This window comes from Pseudomonas sp. CH235 (assembly GCF_004368175.1).
In the GTDB taxonomy this organism is placed as follows: domain Bacteria; phylum Pseudomonadota; class Gammaproteobacteria; order Pseudomonadales; family Pseudomonadaceae; genus Aquipseudomonas; species Aquipseudomonas paraglycinae.
Genome location: NZ_RRZJ01000005.1, coordinates 116,831 through 137,445 on the forward strand (window position 1 = coordinate 116,831; position 20,615 = coordinate 137,445).

Annotated in this window: 21 protein-coding genes; 9 read left to right on the forward strand and 12 right to left on the reverse strand. The window is 62.3% G+C overall.

Annotated elements, in window-relative coordinates; genetic code table 11:
* The first annotated feature begins 3 nt into the window (after positions 1-3).
* Complete coding sequence (locus tag EIY71_RS07665) at positions 4-1,080, forward strand: 3-deoxy-7-phosphoheptulonate synthase (protein WP_134021207.1); 1,077 nt, start codon at positions 4-6, stop codon at positions 1,078-1,080.
* 68 nt (positions 1,081-1,148) lie between these two features.
* Here EIY71_RS07665 and EIY71_RS07670 read toward each other — a convergent pair whose 3' ends face one another.
* The gene (locus EIY71_RS07670; protein WP_007955658.1) at positions 1,149-1,430 is read right to left on the reverse strand and encodes a GNAT family N-acetyltransferase; all 282 of its coding nucleotides are present in this window, start codon (positions 1,428-1,430) and stop codon (positions 1,149-1,151) included.
* Positions 1,431-2,069: 639 nt separating this feature from the next.
* On the opposite strand from EIY71_RS07670, the gene oprI reads away from it, so the two are divergent.
* Entirely contained in the window at positions 2,070-2,321 is a 252-nt protein-coding gene (gene oprI, locus EIY71_RS07675; RefSeq protein ID WP_003183784.1) for an outer membrane lipoprotei OprI, read from the forward strand.
* Positions 2,322-2,444: 123 nt separating this feature from the next.
* Here the strand turns inward: oprI and EIY71_RS07680 are convergent, their stop codons facing one another.
* The 3 genes from EIY71_RS07680 to EIY71_RS07690 all read right to left on the reverse strand — a co-directional run bounded on the left by EIY71_RS07680 (position 2,445) and on the right by EIY71_RS07690 (position 4,523).
* On the reverse strand, positions 2,445-3,416 hold the full coding sequence (locus tag EIY71_RS07680) for a L,D-transpeptidase family protein (RefSeq protein ID WP_102686461.1): 972 nt from the start codon (positions 3,414-3,416) through the stop codon (positions 2,445-2,447).
* Positions 3,417-3,566: 150 nt separating this feature from the next.
* Complete coding sequence (locus EIY71_RS07685) at positions 3,567-3,860, reverse strand: hypothetical protein (RefSeq protein WP_007955656.1); 294 nt, start codon at positions 3,858-3,860, stop codon at positions 3,567-3,569.
* Between the two features lie 57 nt (positions 3,861-3,917).
* Complete coding sequence (locus EIY71_RS07690) at positions 3,918-4,523, reverse strand: arylesterase (RefSeq protein WP_007955652.1); 606 nt, start codon at positions 4,521-4,523, stop codon at positions 3,918-3,920.
* Between the two features lie 10 nt (positions 4,524-4,533).
* Here EIY71_RS07690 and EIY71_RS07695 point away from each other — a divergent pair, with 10 nt between their 5' ends.
* The 3 genes from EIY71_RS07695 to greB are packed head-to-tail and all read left to right on the forward strand — an operon-like array spanning position 4,534 to position 8,253.
* A complete protein-coding gene (locus EIY71_RS07695) occupies positions 4,534-5,217 on the forward strand; it encodes an ABC transporter ATP-binding protein (RefSeq protein WP_134021210.1) in 684 nt (227 codons plus the stop codon).
* A complete protein-coding gene (locus EIY71_RS07700; protein ID WP_102686463.1) occupies positions 5,217-7,721 on the forward strand; it encodes an ABC transporter permease in 2,505 nt (834 codons plus the stop codon). Before EIY71_RS07695 ends, EIY71_RS07700 begins: the two co-directional genes overlap by 1 nt.
* A gap of 34 nt (positions 7,722-7,755) precedes the next feature.
* Entirely contained in the window at positions 7,756-8,253 is a 498-nt protein-coding gene (greB, locus tag EIY71_RS07705) for a transcription elongation factor GreB (RefSeq protein WP_085744980.1), read from the forward strand.
* Positions 8,254-8,256: 3 nt separating this feature from the next.
* On the opposite strand, the gene EIY71_RS07710 is transcribed toward greB, so the two are convergent.
* From EIY71_RS07710 to EIY71_RS07720, 3 genes are all read right to left on the reverse strand, one after another.
* Positions 8,257-8,565 carry a hypothetical protein gene (locus EIY71_RS07710; RefSeq protein WP_085607170.1) on the reverse strand — a complete coding sequence of 103 codons (309 nt, stop codon included), beginning with the start codon at positions 8,563-8,565 and terminating at the stop codon, positions 8,257-8,259.
* Between the two features lie 250 nt (positions 8,566-8,815).
* On the reverse strand, positions 8,816-9,250 hold the full coding sequence (locus tag EIY71_RS07715; RefSeq protein ID WP_007950955.1) for a DoxX family protein: 435 nt from the start codon (positions 9,248-9,250) through the stop codon (positions 8,816-8,818).
* Positions 9,251-9,357: 107 nt separating this feature from the next.
* Complete coding sequence (locus EIY71_RS07720; protein ID WP_134021213.1) at positions 9,358-10,779, reverse strand: transglycosylase SLT domain-containing protein; 1,422 nt, start codon at positions 10,777-10,779, stop codon at positions 9,358-9,360.
* Between the two features lie 236 nt (positions 10,780-11,015).
* On the opposite strand from EIY71_RS07720, the gene EIY71_RS07725 reads away from it, so the two are divergent.
* From EIY71_RS07725 to EIY71_RS07735, 3 genes are all read left to right on the forward strand, one after another.
* Entirely contained in the window at positions 11,016-11,822 is an 807-nt protein-coding gene (locus tag EIY71_RS07725; protein WP_102717110.1) for a TatD family hydrolase, read from the forward strand.
* 108 nt (positions 11,823-11,930) lie between these two features.
* Entirely contained in the window at positions 11,931-13,412 is a 1,482-nt protein-coding gene (locus EIY71_RS07730) for a methyl-accepting chemotaxis protein (protein WP_134021216.1), read from the forward strand.
* 120 nt (positions 13,413-13,532) lie between these two features.
* Positions 13,533-13,898, forward strand: a complete 366-nt coding sequence (locus EIY71_RS07735; RefSeq protein WP_007950951.1) for an Mpo1-like protein — start codon at positions 13,533-13,535, stop codon at positions 13,896-13,898.
* A 1-nt stretch (position 13,899) separates the two neighbouring features.
* Here EIY71_RS07735 and EIY71_RS07740 read toward each other — a convergent pair whose 3' ends face one another.
* From EIY71_RS07740 to EIY71_RS07750, 3 genes are all read right to left on the reverse strand, one after another.
* A complete protein-coding gene (locus EIY71_RS07740) occupies positions 13,900-14,694 on the reverse strand; it encodes an acyl-CoA thioesterase II (RefSeq protein WP_085744984.1) in 795 nt (264 codons plus the stop codon).
* A gap of 121 nt (positions 14,695-14,815) precedes the next feature.
* A complete protein-coding gene (locus tag EIY71_RS07745; protein WP_134021219.1) occupies positions 14,816-15,583 on the reverse strand; it encodes a CHAD domain-containing protein in 768 nt (255 codons plus the stop codon).
* A gap of 77 nt (positions 15,584-15,660) precedes the next feature.
* Positions 15,661-15,939 carry a hypothetical protein gene (locus EIY71_RS07750; RefSeq protein WP_007950948.1) on the reverse strand — a complete coding sequence of 93 codons (279 nt, stop codon included), beginning with the start codon at positions 15,937-15,939 and terminating at the stop codon, positions 15,661-15,663.
* Positions 15,940-16,155: 216 nt separating this feature from the next.
* Between EIY71_RS07750 and EIY71_RS07755 the strand changes: the two genes are divergently transcribed.
* Complete coding sequence (locus tag EIY71_RS07755; RefSeq protein WP_085607182.1) at positions 16,156-17,193, forward strand: patatin-like phospholipase family protein; 1,038 nt, start codon at positions 16,156-16,158, stop codon at positions 17,191-17,193.
* On the opposite strand, the gene EIY71_RS07760 is transcribed toward EIY71_RS07755, so the two are convergent.
* Both EIY71_RS07760 and EIY71_RS07765 read right to left on the reverse strand, forming a co-directional pair.
* Positions 17,190-17,888 carry a response regulator gene (locus EIY71_RS07760; protein WP_134021222.1) on the reverse strand — a complete coding sequence of 233 codons (699 nt, stop codon included), beginning with the start codon at positions 17,886-17,888 and terminating at the stop codon, positions 17,190-17,192. The genes EIY71_RS07755 and EIY71_RS07760 overlap by 4 nt on opposite strands.
* Before the next feature lie 48 nt (positions 17,889-17,936).
* Positions 17,937-20,588: a sensor histidine kinase KdpD gene (locus EIY71_RS07765; RefSeq protein ID WP_134021225.1), complete on the reverse strand. Its 2,652-nt coding sequence runs from the start codon at positions 20,586-20,588 to the stop codon at positions 17,937-17,939.
* Positions 20,589-20,615: the final 27 nt, after the last annotated feature.

The window sequence follows — 20,615 nt, forward strand, 5'->3', positions numbered from 1 at the left end:
ACGATGGCTGATTTACCGATCAACGACCTGAACGTCGCTTCCAACGAGACCCTGATCACTCCCGATCAGCTCAAGCGTGATATCCCTCTGAGCGACGCTGCCCTGCGCACCGTCACCAAGGGTCGCGAGGTCATCCGCAACATTCTCGATGGCACCGACCATCGTCTGTTCGTGGTGATCGGCCCCTGCTCGATCCACGACATCAAGGCTGCCCACGAATATGCCGATCGCCTGAAGGTGCTGGCGGCAGAAGTCTCGGACACCCTGTATCTGGTCATGCGCGTGTATTTCGAAAAGCCACGGACCACCGTCGGCTGGAAAGGCCTGATCAACGACCCGTACCTGGATGACTCGTTCAAGATCCAGGACGGTCTGCACATCGGTCGCCAGTTGCTGCTGGACCTGGCCGAGAAAGGCCTGCCGACCGCGACCGAAGCCCTCGACCCGATCTCCCCGCAGTATCTGCAGGACCTGATCAGCTGGTCGGCCATCGGCGCACGCACCACCGAATCCCAGACCCACCGAGAAATGGCTTCCGGCCTGTCCTCGGCGGTCGGTTTCAAGAACGGCACCGACGGCGGCCTGACCGTGGCGATCAACGCCTTGCAGTCGGTTTCCAGCCCGCACCGTTTCCTGGGCATCAACCAGGAAGGTGGCGTGTCGATCGTCACCACCAAGGGCAACGCCTACGGTCACGTGGTGCTGCGCGGTGGCAACGGCAAGCCGAACTACGATTCGGTCAGCGTCGCCCTGTGCGAGCAGGCGCTGAACAAGGCCAAGATCAAGCCGAACATCATGGTCGATTGCAGCCACGCCAACTCCAACAAGGATCCGGCCCTGCAACCGCTGGTGATGGAGAACGTCGCCAACCAGATTCTCGAAGGCAACCACTCGATCATCGGCCTGATGGTCGAGAGTCACCTGAACTGGGGCTGCCAGGCGATCCCGAAAGACCTCGCCGACCTGCAATACGGCGTGTCGATCACCGATGCCTGCATCGACTGGTCCGCTACCGAAAACACCTTGCGCAGCATGCACGCCAAACTCAAGGATGTCCTGCCGAAACGTCAGCGCGGCTGACAGCCGTTTCGCAGGCATAAAAAAACGCCGGGCATTGCCCGGCGTTTTTGTGTGTGCGGTGAGGTCAGTCAGATCTTGGCGGTGCGCCGCTGGTGACGCTCCATGTAGCGCTCCACGTAGGAGCACGATGGAATGACCGTGTAGCCCATTTCATCGGCGTACTGCAACGCCCGTTCGGTCAGGGCTGCCGCGATGCCTCGGCCACGCAACGCGTTGGGCACGAAGGTGCGGTAGATATCCAGGGTCTGTTTCCCCAGATCCATATAGGTCAGGTAGGCACGATGACCGTCCACATTGGTCTCGAACTGATGACCAGCCTGGTCATGGTGGATGGACAACGCCTCGCTCATCACTACTCCTCGCGGGTCTCGAATTCTGACCCCTACCTTACCGATGTTTTCCCGGCGAAGGAACATCTACGCCACCCCGTGCCTGATGGACACCGAGAAGAACTGCACCGATCTCGCGCAACCCGAGCACGTATCAAATAGTAGGCACCATTGGCGAAAATGCTCAAGGTACGCTCGTCATCACGCAGATTGACGGGGGGCAGTTCCGGTGGACTCAGGGCGGGTTCGGGAGACAATCTTCCCGAGCCAAAAGGCTGAACATCGCCGGATGTTGAGACTTAAGACGAGCCCCCCGTTTTAAAGTCACCTCAACATGGACAAAGATATGCGAGGCGCTGCGCAAATTCGCAACAAAAGTGTGGACGAATCCATATAGACGCACTTTAGCCGTTACCTGCAAAACAGCGCACGACAACGGGAACTTTTTCTCAATAACTCGCTCATCTCGCGCCTTACAGCTGGATATTTTTTATACAGCCCAGTTAAAAGTTGCTCGAAAAAGAATCAACGCCTACAATTTTTTTTGCTTCTTGCCTCACGTCAGTTTACTTACTACAAGTAATGGGTAGTATGTACGCCGGCTATTTCCTCAATCGGAGGAGACAGCCACTTAATTGAAAGTCCTTGAAGGGGAACACGATGAACAACGTTCTGAAATTCTCTGCTCTGGCTCTGGCCGCAGTTCTGGCTACCGGTTGCAGCAGCGCATCGAAAGAAACCGAAGCACGTCTGACCGCTACTGAAGACGCAGCTGCTCGCTCCCAGGCTCGTGCAGACGAAGCTTACCGTAAAGCTGATGAAGCTCTGGCTGCTGCTCAAAAAGCACAACAGACTGCTGACGAAGCTAACGAGCGTGCTCTGCGCATGCTGGAAAAAGCTAGCCGCAAGTAATAGTCCTTCGGGATTGTTATCAAGCCGACCCATTTTTTGGGTCGGCTTTTTTGTGCCAGCAGTTTTCTGCGGGCAATAAAAAACCCGCCGCTGCGCAAGCCTCGGCGGGTTTTGTCTTTCAGCTTATTGCTGCAGGTCGATCGGTGCGCTAGAGACCATCGGCGCCGAGGTGCTCGGCGTGCCGATTTCGGTTGGCAGGCCATCTTCGGCCGCCACCACATCACGCACCACATCCCAGTCCATGCGCAGGTTGTTGGTGATGTCTTCACGCTTGAGCATCGCGTTGATCACGGCGGTGTGCTTGTCGACCACCGACGGGTTGCCCTTGTCGTCGATCGGCGTGTGCGCTTCCAGGTAGATCTTGCCGCCACTGCGACCGAACTTGTACGCGTCGTTGAGGATTCGTACCGAAGTCCCCACCGGCACCATGCCGGCCATTTCCAGCACGTTGTTGTTGAACATGCGGAAGCAGCCGTGGCTGGTGCGCATGCCGATGCCGAACTTCTTGTTCGAACCGTGGATCAGGTAGCCCGGCGTGCCCAGCGTGAACTTGAACGGCCCCAGCGGGTTGTCAGGACCGGCCGGCACCACGTTCGGCAGCGGATCACCGTCGGCAGCGTGCTCGGCCTTGATCGAGGCAGGCGGCGTCCAGGTCGGATTCGGCGTCTTGGCGGTGATCGTGGTGTGCGCGATCGGCGAGCCCCAGCCTTCACGGCCGATACCCAGCGGGAAGGTGTACACCACGTTCCGGCCTTTCGGGTAGTAGTAGAGGCGGTATTCGGCCAGGTTGATCACGATGCCTTCGCGCGGGCCCGGTGGCAGGATGAAGCGGGTCGGCAGGACCACTTCGGTGCCGGCGCCCGGCAACCAGGCATCGACACCCGGGTTGGCCGCGACCATTTCCGAATAGCCCAGATCGTAGGTGGTGCCCAGATCGGCAAAGGTGTCTTCGTACTTGGCCTTGATCACCTGCACCTGGCCGATGATGTCTTCACCGGGTGGTGGCAGGGGAAACTCCAGTGCAGCAACGGGACCGGCCACACACAGGGCGGCAAGAGACAGGCAGCGGGTGACGGCAGGAAAACGCGGCAACATCCGGAGAATCCTTCGCAAGATCGACAAGGGTAATAAGAACGCGATTGTACACCGCGTCCAGAGAATTCGGGGAGATGCGCCGATGGGCTGGCAAACTCTTCATGATTGAAGCTGCCGCCCGCCCGGACTGCATTCGGAAGATGCCTGCGCTTAAAGCTCGAAACGCAACTCGGGCCAGATCGGCGAGGTGCCGCGCTTCTGCGATTCGAGGATCGCCCGGCACAGCGAACACAGGCGCTGATCCTGGAACACCCGGCGATCCACGCTCGACCAGCGCGGTTGCGCCGGCAGCAGACTGCCGCACAGGGTTCGGTCAGCCGAGCCACCGAGCTCCAGTTGACGGGTCACCAGATGCACTCGCACTTCCTGGCAGGCGAACAGATCCAGCTGTTCGTCAGGCTCGATCAGTTGGTAGGCGAACAGGGACCAGGCAGAACGCGGCATCGGGGGCTCCAAATTAGGGGGCGCCACATTAGCCGAAAGCCTGCCGCTAGAAAAGCCTCATAACAGCGGTTTTAGCGTCGGCCAGACATTTTCCAGCAACTTGCCCTGAGCCCCCGCCGCCGGGTGCAGACCGTCGGCCTGCATCAAGTCCGGATGCCCGCCCACTCCGTCAAGGAAAAACGGCACCAGCGGGATTTTTTTCTCCTCGGCGAGCTTGCCGTAGACCTCGGCAAAGGCATCGGTATAGCGCTTGCCGTAATTGGGTGGCAACTGCATGCCGAGCAACAGCACCTTGGCACCGCTCTGGCGGGAGCTGTCGATCATCGAAGCAAGATTTTGTTGCAATTGCGTCGGCGGCATTCCGCGCAGGCCATCATTGCCGCCCAATTCGAGGATCACCAGTTCCGGTTTGTGCTCTGCAAGCAGCGCCGGCAGCCGCGCCTGGCCTCCGGCACTGGTGTCGCCACTGATGGACGCATTGACCACTTTGTCGTCAAAGCCTTCGGTCTTGAGCCGCTGTTCGAGCAACGACACCCACCCCAGCCGGGTATCCAGTCCGAAACCGGCGCTGATACTATCGCCAACGATCAGGACTGTACCCGCCGCTGCGTTCTGGGCCATGCACATCAAGGCCAGGCCAGCACTCAAAAACCACACACGCATCGGATTCTCCATGGGCGCAAGCATTCTCACCGCGAAGAACCTTAGCAAAGTGGTTCCCAGCGCGGAAGGTGAACTGACCATCCTGCACGAACTCAGCCTGGAACTGAACAAGGGCGACAGCCTGGCCATCGTCGGCGCGTCCGGTTCCGGCAAATCCACCCTGCTCGGTCTGCTCGCGGGCCTTGACCTGCCGAGCAGCGGCGAAGTGGCGCTCGCCGGGCAAGGCCTGAGCAATCTCGACGAAGACCAGCGCGCGCGCATTCGCGCCGAACACGTAGGCTTCGTCTTTCAGTCGTTTCAGCTGCTGGACAGCCTCAACGCGCTGGAAAACGTCATGCTGCCGCTGGAGCTCGACGGCCGCAAAGACGCTCGAAGCCGCGCCACCGAATTGCTGCAACGGGTCGGCCTTGGCCAGCGCCTGACTCACTCGCCACGCCAGCTCTCCGGTGGTGAGCAGCAGCGCGTGGCGATTGCCCGGGCGTTCGCCGCCGAGCCGGACGTGCTGTTCGCCGACGAACCCACCGGCAACCTCGACAGCCACACCGGCGAGCGCATCAGCGACTTGCTGTTCGAATTGAACAAGGAACGCGGCACCACCCTGGTGCTGGTGACCCACGACGAACGCCTGGCCCATCGTTGCCGGCGTCTGATCCGTCTTGAAGCCGGCCTGTTGGTCGCCCCTCTGGAGCCTTGATGGCACGTCTGCCGCTGTTGCGTCTGTTCAGTCTCGCCCTGCGCCAACTGATGCGCGATGCCCGCGCCGGTGAACTGCGGGTACTGTTTTTCGCCTTGGTCGTGGCAGTCGCGGCGAGTACCGCGATCGGCTATTTCGGTGCCCGCCTCAACGGCGCGATGATGCTGCGCGCCACCGAGTTTTTAGGCGCCGACCTGTCGCTCGAAGGCAGTTCGCCGGCCCGGCTGGAACAGATCCGGAGCGGCACCGAGCTGCGTCTGGATCATGCGCAGGTGGTGGAGTTTTCCAGCGTCATCGCCACGGACAACGGCATTCAGCTCTCCAGCATCAAAGCGGTCGACCGCGCCTATCCGCTGCGCGGCGAGCTGAAAAGCGCTCTCGCCCCTTACGCGACAGAAGAAACGGGAGGCGAGCCGCAGCCCGGTGAAGCCTGGGTCGAAGCGCGCCTGCTGACGGCGCTGGACCTGAAGATCGGCGACAGCATCGACGTCGGCATGAAGACGTTGAAACTGACGCGAGTGCTGACCTACGAACCGGATCGCGCCGGCAACTTCTACAGCCTGACGCCACGGGTGCTGATCAACCTCGACGACCTCGCCGCGACCGGCGTGGTGCAACCCGGCAGCCGGGTGAGTTACCGAGAACTGTGGCGCGGAGAGCCGCAGGCGCTGGAAACCTATCGCCAGCTAATCAAACCGGGACTCGCCGCCAACCAGCGGATTCAGGATGCCCGCGATGGCAACCGGCAGATCGGCGGTGCACTGGGCAAGGCCGAACGCTATCTGAACATGGCCAGTCTGGTTGCCGTGCTTCTGGCCGGTGTCGCGGTGGCGCTATCGGCGAACCGCTTCGCCAGCCGGCGTTTCGACGCCAGCGCCCTGCTGCGTTGCCTGGGCTTGTCGCGCCGGGAAACCCTGGTGCTGTTCAGTCTGCAACTGACGGTGCTCGGCCTGCTCGCCAGCCTCAGCGGCGCCCTGCTCGGCTGGCTCGCGCAATTGGGATTGTTCGCGCTGCTGCATGATCTGCTACCGACCGACGTACCGCCGGGTGCCTTGTTGCCGGCACTGGCCGGAATCGGCACCGGGCTGGTGGCGCTGGCCGGTTTCGCCCTGCCACCGCTCGCCGCGCTGGGCCGCGTGCCGCCGCTGCGGGTATTGCGTCGGGACATGCTGCCGATTCCATCGAGCACCTGGATGGTCTATGGCGCGGCACTCGGCGCGCTCGGGTTGATCATGTGGCGCCTGAGTCTGGACCTGCTGCTGACGTTCGCCCTGCTCGGCGGCGGTGTGGTCGCCGCGCTGGTGCTCGGCGGCTTGCTGCTGTTGCTGCTGCAAAGCCTGCGTCGCCTGCTTGCGCGCGCGTCCTTGCCGTGGCGTCTCGGGCTGGGTCAGTTGTTGCGCCATCCTTTGGCGGCGGCTGGCCAGTCATTGGCCTTCGGGCTGATTCTGCTGTCCATGGCGTTGATTGCACTGCTGCGCGGTGAACTGCTCGACACCTGGCAAAACCAGTTGCCGAAGAACGCCCCCAACTATTTCGCCCTGAACATCCTGCCGGCCGACAAACAGGCCTTCACCGATCACCTGATCAATGTCTCGGCCCAGGCCGCGCCGTTGTATCCGGTGGTACCGGGACGGCTGATCAGCATCAATGGCGAAGCGGTGCAGCAGATCGTCAGCAAGGATTCGGCCGGCGACCGCGCGATCCAGCGCGACCTGAGCCTGACCTGGGCGGCGGATCTGCCGGCGGGCAACAAGATCACCGCCGGTTCGTGGTGGACCGGGCAACCTTCGGATGACGTTCCGGGCGTATCGGTGGAAGGCAAGGTGGCCGAAAGCCTCAAGCTCAAGCTGGGCGATCACATGGTGTTCAGCGTCGGCGGGGTCAATCGCGAAGCGAAGGTCACCAGTTTGCGGGAGATCAACTGGGACAACTTCCAGCCGAACTTCTTCATGATCTTCCAGCCCGGCACCCTGAAGGATCTGCCGGCGACCTACCTGACCAGCTTCTATCTGGCACCCGGTCACGATCAGCAGATTGTCGAGCTGTCCCGAGCATTCCCGGCAGTGACCATCCTGCAGGTCGAAGCCTTGCTCGAACAGCTGCGCAGCATCCTTGCCCAGGTCACCCTGGCGGTGGAGTATGTGTTGTTGTTTGTGTTGGCGGCGGGGATGGCGGTGCTGTTTTCCGGTTTGCAGGCAACCCTGGATGAGCGCATTCGCCAGGGTGCGCTGTTGCGTGCGCTGGGGGCCGAGCGGCAGTTGCTGATCAAGGCGCGACGGATCGAGTTCGGCTTGCTCGGCGCGGTCAGCGGATTGCTCGCGGCGATCGGTTCGGAAGTGGTGAGTCTGGTGCTGTATCGCTTTGCCTTCGACCTGCCATGGCATCCCCATCCGTGGTTGCTGCTGTTGCCGTTGATCGGCGCGGCGCTGATCGGTGGCGCCGGGGTGTTCGGCACGCGGCGTGCGCTGAACGCCAGCCCGCTGACAGTGTTGCGCGAGGGTTGATAGACTCCAGCCGTCTTAATCAAAAGAAGTTGCCATGAGCCGTTATCGCCCTCCCCGCACCGCCGGCACCGCGCTGATCACCCCCGAAGGTGAAGCGCGGATGCGCGCCGAATTCCATGAGCTTTGGCACGTGCGCCGCCCGCAGGTGACGCAATCGGTCAGCGAAGCGGCGGCTCAGGGTGATCGTTCGGAAAATGCCGAGTACACCTACGGCAAGAAAATGCTGCGCGAGATCGACAGTCGCGTGCGTTTTCTCACCAAACGCCTTGAGGCGTTGAAAGTGGTCAGCGAAAAACCGAGCGATCCGAACAAGGTCTACTTCGGCGCGTGGGTGACCATCGAAGACGAGGACGGCAAACAATCGCGCTATCGCATCGTCGGCCCGGACGAACTGGACCTGAAACTCGGCCTGATCAGCATCGACTCACCGCTGGCCCGCGCCCTGATCGGCAAGGCGCTGGATGCTGAAGTGCGGGTACAGACGCCGACCGGCGAACAGTTCGTCTACATCGTGGCGATCGAATATGCCTGACGCTCAGCGCCGGGTGATCAGGCCCTGACGCGCGACGCGGGTCAGTTGGCGAATCATTTCCGGCGCCTCTTCAAGGCTTGGGGCCTGAATGACGGCCAGATCGAAACTGTCATCGGCAAAACGCGCCAGCGACTCACCGTCTTCGACAAACTGGATCAGGAAGGCGGCAGGACCGCCGCTGCGGCGTGGCCAGCCATCGAGATAACGCAACAGCGTCGGCTGATGTTTGCCGCCAAGCAGGATTTTCGGATTGCGCTGGGTGATGTGTGCCGTGATCGGCGCGGGACGTGCTGGAGGGCGTAGTGCATTCATCGTGTCGTGTCTCTGCCTCAAAAGTCTGCATGGCAGGTGAGAGGCAACACCGAACCAGCGCTTTAGCGGTATTTCGAAGCCCTGTTCCGGCTTCTGACGGCAACTGAAGAATAGTCACCTGGCGCCCCGCAAGTAGCTGTTTAAATCGGCGCATGAGCGGCATCCTAGAGAACGTGACCGGCCAGTGTCAAGAATCAGCCGCAACAAAAAAGGCCCGCACAATGCGGGCCTTTTGCTTGAGACAGAGCCTTCAACCGGCGATGGCGCGATCCACCGAGAGCTTGCCGGCGCCTTCGATCAGCACCGCGAGGCTACCGCCGAGCAGGGCCAGAGCGAACTCGTAACCGTTGTTGGCCATGAACAGACCGTTGCTGATGTGCACGGTGAAGATCGCCACCAGCGACAGGAAGGTCAGGCCCAGTGCCGCCGGGCGAACCAGCAGGCCGATGATCAGCGCCAGACCGGCGAAGAACTCGGTACCGCCGGCCAAGGTGGCCATCAGGTAACCCGGGGTCAGGCCGATGCTTTCCATGTATTGCGCAGTGCCCGCCAGGCCGTAGCCACCGAACAGGCCGAAGAGTTTCTGCGAGCCGTGGGCGGCGAAGATCACGCCGACGGCAATGCGCAGAATGGTCAGACCGTAGCCGGCGCGGGTGAACAGAACCTTGTTGATCAGAGAGCTCATGTTGCGTTTCCTTGTTGTCAGAAGTGCTTGTTGGTTGGCCGCTATATTAATCAGTTAATTTCATGTTAAAAGCGCAAAAATTCCGCCATAACAATCAACTTTTTTGATCATTTGCGTGAAACCACTTTCTGCCCCCCGGGCTCCAACGACTCCCGCTCCCGGTCGAACGCCAAGTAATACTTGTTCACGCTATTAACATAGCTGACGGCGCCCATTCCCACCTGCTCCATGGCGATGCGCTCGACCTGGAAGAACCATTGGTTGGGATTCAGGCCGCGACGCTGCGCCTCGGCACGCATGCCTTGCACCCGTTCCGGGCCGATGTTGTAGGCGGCCAGGGTGAACGCCATGCGCTCGCGCTCGTTGAGTTTCGGGCTGTTGAAGAACTTGCGGCGGATCATCGCCAGATACTTGGCCCCGGCCTGCACATTCGCATCGAGATTCTGGATATTGTTGACGCCGACTCGCTGCGCGGCGGACGGCGTGATCTGCATCAGCCCGGTCGGGCCGCTGCCGTTGCGCGCGTTGGGCTGTAGCGCCGACTCCTTGAAGGCCAGCGCCGCCAGGTTGAGCCAATCCATGTTTTGCGCTTCGGCGTGCTTCTGCAGGGTCGGGCGCAGTTTCTCCAGGCGCTGGCGGTCAGCCTTGGCCAACGGATAGTGCACCTGATAGAGACGGCGGTAGATCCGCAGGAACGCCGCATCTTCGTTCGACGGTTTTTTGTAGCCGGTCAGGAAGCGGTCGATGCTGGCCCGCAACATCGACGCATCACGGCGCACGAACCAGTATTCCTCGCCCGGTTCGCTGATCATCACCTGACGGTCGAAACGCAGCTTGGGCAGGATCTTGCCCCACCGCTCGGCAATCGGTTGCTCGACGATGGTCAAGTGGAAGATCCCGCCCTGAACCATCTCCAGCACGTCCTCGACCGCCAGCGTCGGATCGACCCATTCGATCTTGATCGGCGCCAATTTGTGCAGCGCCAGTTTCTGGTTGAGCTGACTGACCGCCTCCCCCGCCGCACTGCCGGTGGGCAGCGCCAGGGTTTTGCCGGCCAGTTGCTCGACCTTGGTGTAGCGTTTTTCACCCTTGATGCCGACCAGCACCAGCGGCACGTTGCTGGCAATCGGCTCGCTGCTGGCGACCGCGTGGCCCGGTTGCAGCTCGAGCAGTTCGCCTGGCGCAACAAGATCGCCTTCGCCACGCTGTAGCGCGCCGAGCAGTTGATCCTTGGCTTTGGGGATGATCTTGAGGGTGATTTCCTGGCCGTCGCGAGCGTGGCCATTGAGGTATTGCTCGAAGGCGCGCAGCCGGTGGTATTCGATGCCGATCGCCTGGCCCTGGACTTCGCCGGAGCTGTTGCGGCTCTGGTTGACCAACACTCGCAACACGCGGCTGCTGCGGATTTCGGTCAGGTCGCGAACCTTGGCGGCCGGCACGGCTTGCAGCGGCCCGGGCAGCCGTGCGACCGCCGTCATCGGCAGCAGCAACGAACCACACAGCAGGAGCAAAACCGAGGGACGAACCATCCACTCTCCGGAAAGAATACGGGGCGTTTTCACCGCTGAGCGGCCGCAAAACACCGACGAAAACAGAGCGCCTGGAGCGCTGATAAAGTGCGAGAGACTGGCACAGTGATGGCAACTCTGCCAACCCGGCCTGCTACGCGGCCTCAACAGACAGCCATAAGCCGTTGTAGTTCTTGGCTTTTCTTATAAATCTACAGCTCTGATATGCTTTCCGGCCTTCGGCCCGAGGTAGCACCATGCAACTCATCGATATCGGCGTCAACCTGACCAACCCCAGTTTCGCCGACAAACACCAGGCCGTGCTCGACCGCGCCTATGCGGCCGGAGTCTGCCAACTGGTGCTGACCGGCACCAGCGTCGAAGGCAGCGAACAGGCACTGGAGCTATGCCAGCAACTGGATCCGGACGGCCAGCGACTGTTCGCCACCGCCGGCATTCACCCGCATTCGGCCAGCGACTGGAACGCCGACAGCGCGCGGCGTCTGCGCAGTCTGCTGCAGGAATCGAACATGGTCGCGGTGGGCGAATGCGGGCTGGATTTCAACCGTGATTTTTCGCCGCGCCCGCAGCAGGAAAAAGTCCTCGAAGAACATCTGGCGCTGGCTGCCGAACTGCAATTGCCGGTGTTCCTGCACGAGCGTGATGCGAGCCAGCGCCTGCTGGACATCCTCCGTGACTTCCGCGACCGCTTGCCCGCCGCCGTGGTGCATTGCTTCACCGGCGAGCAGAAAGCCCTGTTCAGCTACCTCGATCTGGATCTGCACATCGGCATCACCGGCTGGATCTGCGACGAGCGTCGCGGCACCCATTTGCATCCGCTGGTGAAGGAGATCAAGCGCGGTCGCCTGATGCTGGAAAGCGATGCACCGTACCTGCTGCCGCGCACGTTGCGGCCGAAGCCGAAAAACGGCCGCAACGAGCCGGCGTATCTGACCGAAGTGCTGCGTGAAGTGGCGTTGCATCGAGGCGAGACCGAAGCAGACCTGGCGGCCCACACCACCGCTTGCGCACGTGCTTTCTACGGTTTACCTACCCTGCCCTAGCCGAGGCCAATGCATCACTTGTTGATGCACATCAAGATCCGGACACCTGCGTAGCGGCACAATAATGGCACCTTGCCAAAACTGTTTCCGCTATCAGAGAAGACCTCCATGGGTGCCTGGCTTAGCAATATCTCGCTGAAATACAAATTCTGGGCGGTCAACGCGGTCGCCTTTGTCACCACCCTGTTGCTGGTGCTGTACGCCGTGCAGCTCGAACAACAGGCCCGCAGCCACGCCGCGCAAACTTCGGCCCAGGCCCAGGCGCAATTGCTCAAGGCCTGGCCGGCCGGGCAGGCGCTGCCCAAATCCGATCAAGTGCTGACTTTCAAACGCGGCGAAGCGCCGCGCCTCAACGATCAACCGCTGCTGGAGATCACCGACAGCAACGGCTGGATCGAGATCAGTCACTTGCCGTTGTTCGGTGAAAACCCGCTGCTCGGCGCCGAGGTCTTCAGCCGTGCCGATGGTCAGCAGGTCGCCGTGATCGCCTATGCCCCAAGCCTCAGTCAGGTGTTCAGCGAACGCTTCGCCAACTACGCGGTGGCGGTGTTCATCCTGATGCTGGCGATGCTTGGCGCTTCACAGTTGTTGATCCGTTTCCTGCTCAGCCAACTCAACACCCTCAAGGACGTGATGCTGCACGTGGAGAAAACCGGCGACCTCGCCGCCCGGGTGCCGCTGGCCTGCAAGGATGAAGTCGGTCAGATGGCCAACGCGTTCAATGCGATGCAGGCCGGTTATCAGCGAGTAGTGACCACAGTGGCCAACACCGCGCGGCAACTCGACGTCGGTGCCGCGCGACTGGCGTCGAGCATGAACGAAGTGCGTCACGGCATGCTCGGCCAGCAGAGCGAAACCGATCAGGCCGCCACGGCGATCAACGAAATGACCGCCACCGTCTACCACATCGCCCAGCACGCCGGCGCCACTCGCGATCTGTCGCAGACCGCCGACGGTCTGGCCGGCAGCGGCCAGCAAGTGGTGAGCCGGGTGCAGAATTCGATTGCCGGACTGTCCAGCGGCGTGCAGCAGACCGCCGAGATGATCCAGCGTCTGGCCGAGGACAGCCAAAAGATCAACGGCGTGGTCAGCGTGATCCACAGCATCGCCGAACAAACCAATCTGCTCGCACTCAACGCCGCCATCGAAGCGGCGCGCGCCGGGGAGATGGGTCGCGGGTTTGCGGTGGTCGCCGACGAGGTGCGCAACCTTGCCAAACGTGTGCAGACCTCCACCGATGAGATCACCACCATGGTCTCGGCGTTGCAGGCCGGCACCCGCGACGCGGTGGACTTCATGCAGGAGAGTTCGTACAAGGCCGATGACTGCGTGCAACAGGCGCAGGAGGCCGGCGAAGCACTGGCGGAAATCACCGGCGCGGTGGCGCAAATGCGCGAGAGCAACACGCAGATTGCGGTGGCGGCAGAACAGCAAAGTCAGGTGGCCGAAGAGATGAACCGCGCGGTAGTGAGCATTCGCGATGTCACCGAAAACACCGTGCAACAGACCGTGGACTCGGCGACCACCAGTAACGAGTTGGCGACGCTGGCCGGGGAGCTGAACAAGGCGATCGGCCAATTGAAGCTCTAGGGGGCAACATCAAGAATGGCCATTGTTCCTATCACTTCAATAGCCAACCTTGATTCGCCGCCCTCGCTGCCCGGGCCTATTCTTCAACCATGTACCAAACATGGATCGAGGAGCAGCAACATGGGCAAACGTCACCCCAACCTTCCCGCGTGGCAATGGCGCGCGTACCCGAACAACCATCAGCACCCGACCAATCTGGTGCTGCACCTGATTGCCGTGCCGCTGTTCATTGTCGCGTTTCTGTTGATCGTCTCGGGCGTGTTCAGCCTGAGTCTGGCCAGCGTGGCGATCGGCGTGATCGGCATCATCGCGGCGCTGGGTCTGCAGCGTCACGGCCACAGCCTGGAGGCGCAAGCCTCCGAGCCGTTCAGTGATCGCAAGGACGCCGTTTCGCGGCTGCTGGTCGAGCAGTTCCTGACGTTTCCGCGGTTCTTCCTCAGTGGCGGCTGGTTTCGCGCCTGGCGTGAACGCCATCGCCGCCATTGAGTCAGGCGAAGATCGTCACCGTCTGCCGACTCATGGCAATCAGTTCACCCTTCGCGCTCCACAGCTTGGCGGCGACATGCCCGTAACCGTCAGCCGCATACTCGATGTCCGCCAGGTATTGGCAAAAATCCAGCGTACTCAAATCCCGTAACGGCTGAACGAATTCGATGGTCCAGGTCAGCGTGCTGCCCGGTGCCGGCTTCTTCAGATACGGCAACAGCGCGGGCGGCCAGGCATCGACCAGCGCCAGCAGGTGCGCTTCGTTGACCGGCTCTTCCTTCACATCCCCACGCAAACGCACCCAGCCGCCCATCAGCCGCGATTGATTGCCGGTGAACGGCATGCCGCCGACACTCCAGCGCATCGCCAGATGGCGCATGAACTCGGGGGTTACGCCCTTGATATACGGCAGTTCCTGGCAGTCATCCCAGTGTTTCATCTCCGGTGCCGGATAGGCTTCAACCGCCACTTCCGACGAGCGCGAAGCCCCGAAGCTGCCTTGCACCATCGTCACCACCTGACCGTTCTGCACAGCGCGCCCCAGCACCTGGCTGACCGCTTTGCCTTCGCGCAGTACTTCGACTTCAAAGCTCACCGGCACTTCGGGCTCGACCGGGCCGACGAAAGTGATCGCCAGCGAACGCACCGGCCGATCGGTCGGAACCTTGGTGCGCATCACTTCAAATTGCAGCGCGGCCACCAATCCGCCAAAACTGGCCCGGCCCTGCCCCCACTCCGCCGGAATCGTGACCTCCGGTTGACGACGGACAGCATCGATCAGATCGCAAAAGCGCATGGAAACCTCGGACACGAAAAAGGGAATGACCGGATCTTAACCAGCGCGGCAGAGCGGCGCAGCGTCCATTCCGGTCAAAGAGACTGACAGATAAGACAGCGATGCTGCGCGCCAGCGAGTTTCAGGACTTGAAGCAGGCTGCGCTGAGTTTTTCCAGCACCCGGTCGGCCTTGATTTCGGCCTTGGCCATGGTCGCCTGCCAAGTGGCGACGCAGGGTTGAAGATCCGGCTCCAGCTCGGCGCGGGCCAGCCATTGCCAGCAATCGTGCCAGTCACCGAGGGCGCCTTGTGCGGACTTCAAACGGGTTAATGCGGCTTCGGGCAAACGATCCAGTTCAGGATAGGCCTCGATGCCGTAACGCACGCGCTTGATCAGCAGGCGCAGGCGATGACGGTCATGGGCCGGGTCGTGCAGCGCCACATCGAGGTTCTTCCATTGTTTGCCCAGACGTTTTTCGATGCGTCTGTCCAGATTCTTGAGTAGTCCCTGGCGCTGGGACGCGCGCAGAAAACGCGGAAAGGCGTCGAGGATCATCAACAGCGACGCCACTTCGGCGCTGGCCGCCAGCGTCGGGTACGCCTCGGCCATCTGCGCCATGCGGCGCTGCGCGGCTTCGGGCTGATCGTGTTTGATCAGCCAGGCTGCCAACACCTCGCGATCGCGCCACGGCGTAGTCAGTTGCCCGACGCTGGCCGCCGCGCTTTCCAGTTGCTCGACACCGGGCAAGCCGCGCAACGGTCGCAGCAGACTGCGCAAGCGCCGCACGGTGGTGCGCAGATCGTGCAGTGCTTCAGGGTCGGTTCGAGCGGTCAAACGGGCCTGACAGCCCAGCAGCCTGACTTCCAGGCTCAAGACATGAGCCACCAACCGATCGACCAACGCAGACATTACTTGCTCCTGAATTCAATGGCGCTGCATGAGTGTGCACCTGCGCAAGGGACCTGCCCTTGCGCCACGTCAGCAGCTTAGCGCCCGGCGCGGGATTCGCGAATGTAGAAACGTGCCTTTTCGGCTTTCTTGGTGCAGCCTTCAAACCCTTCGAATTGCTGCTGGGTCTTGGCCGCCGTCAACAGCGACAGCGCCTTGGAATAGCTGACGGTGCCGGCAAAACCTTCGGCCTTGGCCAGATCCAGTTCATGCCACGCCGCGTCGAGTTGGCTGCCGCAGCTGTCACGATAAGCGGTCTTGCCGGCGCAACCGGCCAATGCCAGAGCCATCAACGGCACACAGATCCAGGCTTTCATCACTCACACCTCAGAGATAGGTCAACAGTCGTGCAGGTAAGACGGTGCGCCAGCGAAAAAGTGCCTTGGGCCCCGCCATTGCGCTGCACGGCCAAGATAACGCCGACGGGTCATGAAGTATCGAAAAAACGACGCCATCGCCGCCCCGAGCGACCCCGGCGATTGAAGCCCTGCCCTCGATGGGTGCATTGTGCAACCTTGTCGGGAGGAAGTTTGATGAAAAAGCGTGTCGCACTGGTGCTGGGCTCCGGTGGCGCCCGGGGCTATGCCCATATAGGGGTCATTGAAGAGATCGAACGACGGGGCTATGACATCAGTTGTATTGCCGGCTGTTCCATGGGGGCCGTGGTCGGCGGAATCTACGCCGCCGGCAAGCTCGACGAGTACCGCAACTGGATCGAAAGCCTGGATTACCTCGACGTGCTGCGCCTGGTGGACGTCAGCTTCCGCCTCGGCGCAATCCGTGGCGAAAAAGTCTTCGGCCAGATCCGCAAGATCGTCGGCGAGATCAACATCGAAGACCTGCGCATCCCCTACACGGCGGTGGCCGCCGACCTCACCAACCAGCAGGAAATCTGGTTTCAGGAAGGCTGCCTGCATCAGGCGATGCGGGCCTCGGCGGCGATTCCCAGCCTGTTCACCCCGGTGATGCAAGGCAACCGGATGCTGGTGGACGGCGGCATTCTCAACCCGTTGCCGATCGTGCCGGTGGTGTCGAGCCATTGCGATCTGATCATCGCGGTCAATCTCAACTCGACCAACCAGCGCCATTACAAACTGCCGGTGATCCAGCGGCCCGCCGCGTTCCGCACGCGCTTCGACAGCCTGATCAATTCGTTGGGCTCGAAGATGCCGTTCCGCCGCAAACAGGCCGAGCAACTGCTGATGCTGGAACAGGAAGCGCTGCGTGCCGAAGCGGCGGACATCAATCCGTGGGTCGAAGGCGCCGAGCCGGAAACCCAGCAACCGGCCGCCGCCCCTGAGCGCGACGGCGCACCGAAATCCGCCACCGGATCATTCATCATCGATAACGTCGGGCCGGCGTCATTGCTCGACCTGATCAACCAGAGTTTCGAGGTGATGCAGACCTCGCTGGCGCAGTACAAGATCGCCGGGTATCCGCCGGACATCCTGATCAACGTGCCGAAACGGGTGTGCCGGTTCTTCGAGTTCTACAAGGCGCCGGAGCTGATCGCGCTGGGTCGCGAGATTGCCCGGGATACCCTCGACCGCTACGAGAGCGAGCAGAACTAAAGGCTGTTCTCGCTCAACAAGCGATAACCGACGCCCGCCTCGGTCACGATGAACCGGGGCCGGGTCGGGTCGTCCGCCAGTTTCTGTCGCAGATGCCCGACCACGATCCGCAAGTAGTGGCTGTCCTCGGTGTGAGTCGGACCCCAGATGTCCTTGAGCAATTGCTGCTGGGTGATCACCCGCCCCGGATGCCGCGCCAGTTGCGCCAGCACTGCGTATTCCTTGCGGGTCAGGGCGACTTCGACACCGTCGAGCAACACCCGGCGATACGCCAAGTCTACGGTGAGCGGGCCGAAATTCAACGCGGCTTGCTGCGCTTCGCCGGCCGGTGCCTGACGCAACAATGCACGCACCCGGGCGAGAAATTCCTGAATGCCGAACGGCTTGGTCACGTAGTCATTGGCGCCGCCATCCAGCGCCTGGACTTTCTGCCCTTCACTGGCGCGCACCGACAGCACCAACACCGGCGCCGTGGCCCACTCGCGAAACTCGCGCAGCACTTGCTGGCCGTCCATGTCCGGCAGGCCAAGGTCGAGCACCAGCAGATCCGGTTTGTTCAGCGCCGCCTGGGCCAGGCCCTCGGCGCCGGTGCCGGCCTCCAGCACTTTGTAGCCCTGGGAAGCGAGGCTGATACGCAGGAACTTGCGGATCTGCGGTTCGTCATCGATGACCAAAATGGTCGCGGTCTGGCTCATGAATTCACATCAACACAAAAGAGTGGCAAGAGAGTAGCGCAGCGCGGATCAGGCTTCACCGTCCATCCCCGGTTGCGTCTGCAACGGCAGGTGCAGAGTGATGCAGGTGCCGCGTCCGTCGATGCCGTCGCCGACACTGATCCGCCCGCCATGGGCGCCGACCATGCCCTGACAGATCGCCAGCCCCAGCCCCGTGCCCTGCCCGCCCCGGTCACCTCGGGCGGCGGTGTAGAACATGTCGAAAATCTTCGCCCGCTCATCGACCGGAATCCCCGGCCCTTCGTCGCTGACCGAGAAAAACACTTCGCTGTCATCCGCCCCGGCGCGCAGTTGCAGACGGCCGTGGGATGGCGAGAAGCGTGCGGCGTTTTCCAGCACGTTGACCAGCGCCTGCTCGATCAACGCGGCATGCACGTACAACAGCGGCAACTCGGCCGGTACATCGGTGCTCACTTGCAACGACGACAACACCGCCCGCAAACGATTGAGCGCACTGCCGACGATGTCCGCTGGCGACACCCAATCCCGCGCCAGCTTCAGGGCGCCGTGGCCGAGACGAGTCATGTCCAGCAGGTTCTGGATGTAGCGGTCGAGACGTTCGGCTTCATCGCGGGTGCCTTCGAGCAACTCGCGGCGATCCTCCAGCGGGATCGCTTCACCGAGGGCCAGCAGGCTGTCGATGCTGCCGCGCATCGAGGTCAGCGGCGTGCGCAAATCGTGGGACACCGAGGCCAGCAAGGCGCTGCGCAGTTGTTCGGTTTCGCCGTGCAGACGTGCGGCTTCCAGGTCATCGGCCAGTTGCGCACGGGCCAATGCTTGAGCCAAAGGCTGGCTCAACGCCGTCAGCAAACGACGGCGCTGGCCGCTCAGGGTCTGGCCCTCTTTGGCGCACACACCGAGCAACGCCAGCGGCCCGTCCTCCACCGACAGCGGCCACCACCACCAGCGGCCGAACGGCAACGTGCCGGTGCCCATGCCCGCCGGCTGATCGTGTTGCCACGCCCAGTCGGCGGCGGCGCGTTCGGATTCAGTGAATTGCAGCGGCCCGCCGGTTTCGACTTTCCAGCCGCCCTGCCCGTCACGATTGAGCAGGCACAGTTGCAGATCGCTCCAGCCATTGAGGTGCTGGGCTGCGGCGCTGACCACGGCCTGACGGTCGGTGGCGGCGGTGAGTTTGCGCGACAGGTCGAGCAGCTCGGTGGTCTCTTCCTGGGTATCGCGCAGTGCCTGCAATTGCCGCCGCTGACGCGCCGCGAGGTTACCGGTGAGCGCCGCCATCAGCAGGAAGAACAGCAACGTCAGCACGTCTTCTTCGCGCTGGATGCTGAAGGAGAAATTCGGCGGAATAAACAGAAAGTCATAGGTCAGAAACGACAGCGCCGCACAGGCCAGCGCCGGGCCGAGACTGCTGCGCACCGCCACCAGCAACACCGCCGCAAGAAACACCAGCGAGATGTTCGGCAGCGGCAGCACGCTGGACACCGCCCACGCCAGCGCACTGGCCAGAATTGTCGCCACCAGCGCCAGCGCATAGTCGAACCACACCAGCGTCGGCGCTACACGGGGGCGCGGTTGATGCTGTTGCTGATCACTGTCCAGCACGTTGATTTCCAGACCATGGGCCTGACGCAGCAAACGCGCCGCCAGCCCACCACCGAACAGACGCCTGCGCAGGCGTGGCCGCGACTGGCCGACCAGCACCAGACTCGCCCGACGTTCCGCCGCATGCTGGATCAGGGTTTTCGCCACTTCACCGGCCCGCAGCAGCACCACTTCGCCGCCGAGGCGTTCGGCCAGTTGCTGGGCGCTTTGCAGGCGCAGACGCGATTGCTCGTCACGCACGCTGCCGTTGTCGACGTGCACCAGACTCCACGGCAAATGTCGGCGCTGGGCAACGCGACTGGCGTGACGCACCAGCCGTTCCGCCTGGGCATCGCCATCGACGCCGACCAGCAAGCGCCCGCGTACCGCCGGCGCGGCTTGACCGAGCTGGCGATAGCCTTGGGCGAGATCGTTATCGACCTGCGCGGCAGCGGTCTGCATCGCCAGTTCGCGCAGCGCGGTGAGATTAGTCTGGGTAAAAAATGCATCGATCGCGGCGCGTGCCTGCTCCGGCACGTAGACCTTGCCTTCGCGCAGGCGCTCGAGCAGTTCGCGGGGTGGCAGGTCGATCAGCAGCAGTTCGTAGGCTTCCTGCAACACCCAGTCCGGCAGGGTTTCGCGCACCTGCACGCCGGTGATGCCGCGCACCTGATCGTTGAGACTTTCCAGGTGCTGGACGTTGACCGTGGTGTACACGTCGATGCCGGCGGCAAGCAGTTCCTGAATGTCCTGCCAGCGTTTGGCGTGGCGGCTGCCGGGGGCGTTACTGTGGGCGAGTTCGTCGACCAGCACCAGTTTCGGCTTGGCCGCGAGCAGGCCGTCGAGGTCCATTTCTTCAAGCGTCACGCCGCGATATTCCGAGCGCACCAACGGCAATTGCGGCAGGCCACCGAGCAGCGCTTCGGTTTCGGCGCGGCCGTGGGTTTCGACCACGCCGGCAATGACTTTCACGCCTTGGCGCAACTGGGTATGGGCCGCCTGCAGCATTGCGTAAGTCTTGCCCACACCCGGCGCTGCGCCGAGAAAAACCTTGAGCCGGCCGCGTCCGTCGCGGGGCAGTTCTGCTAACAGCGCGTCGGCGCGGCCGGAGTCACTCATGCTTGAAGCTCTCTCTTCCTGATGTGA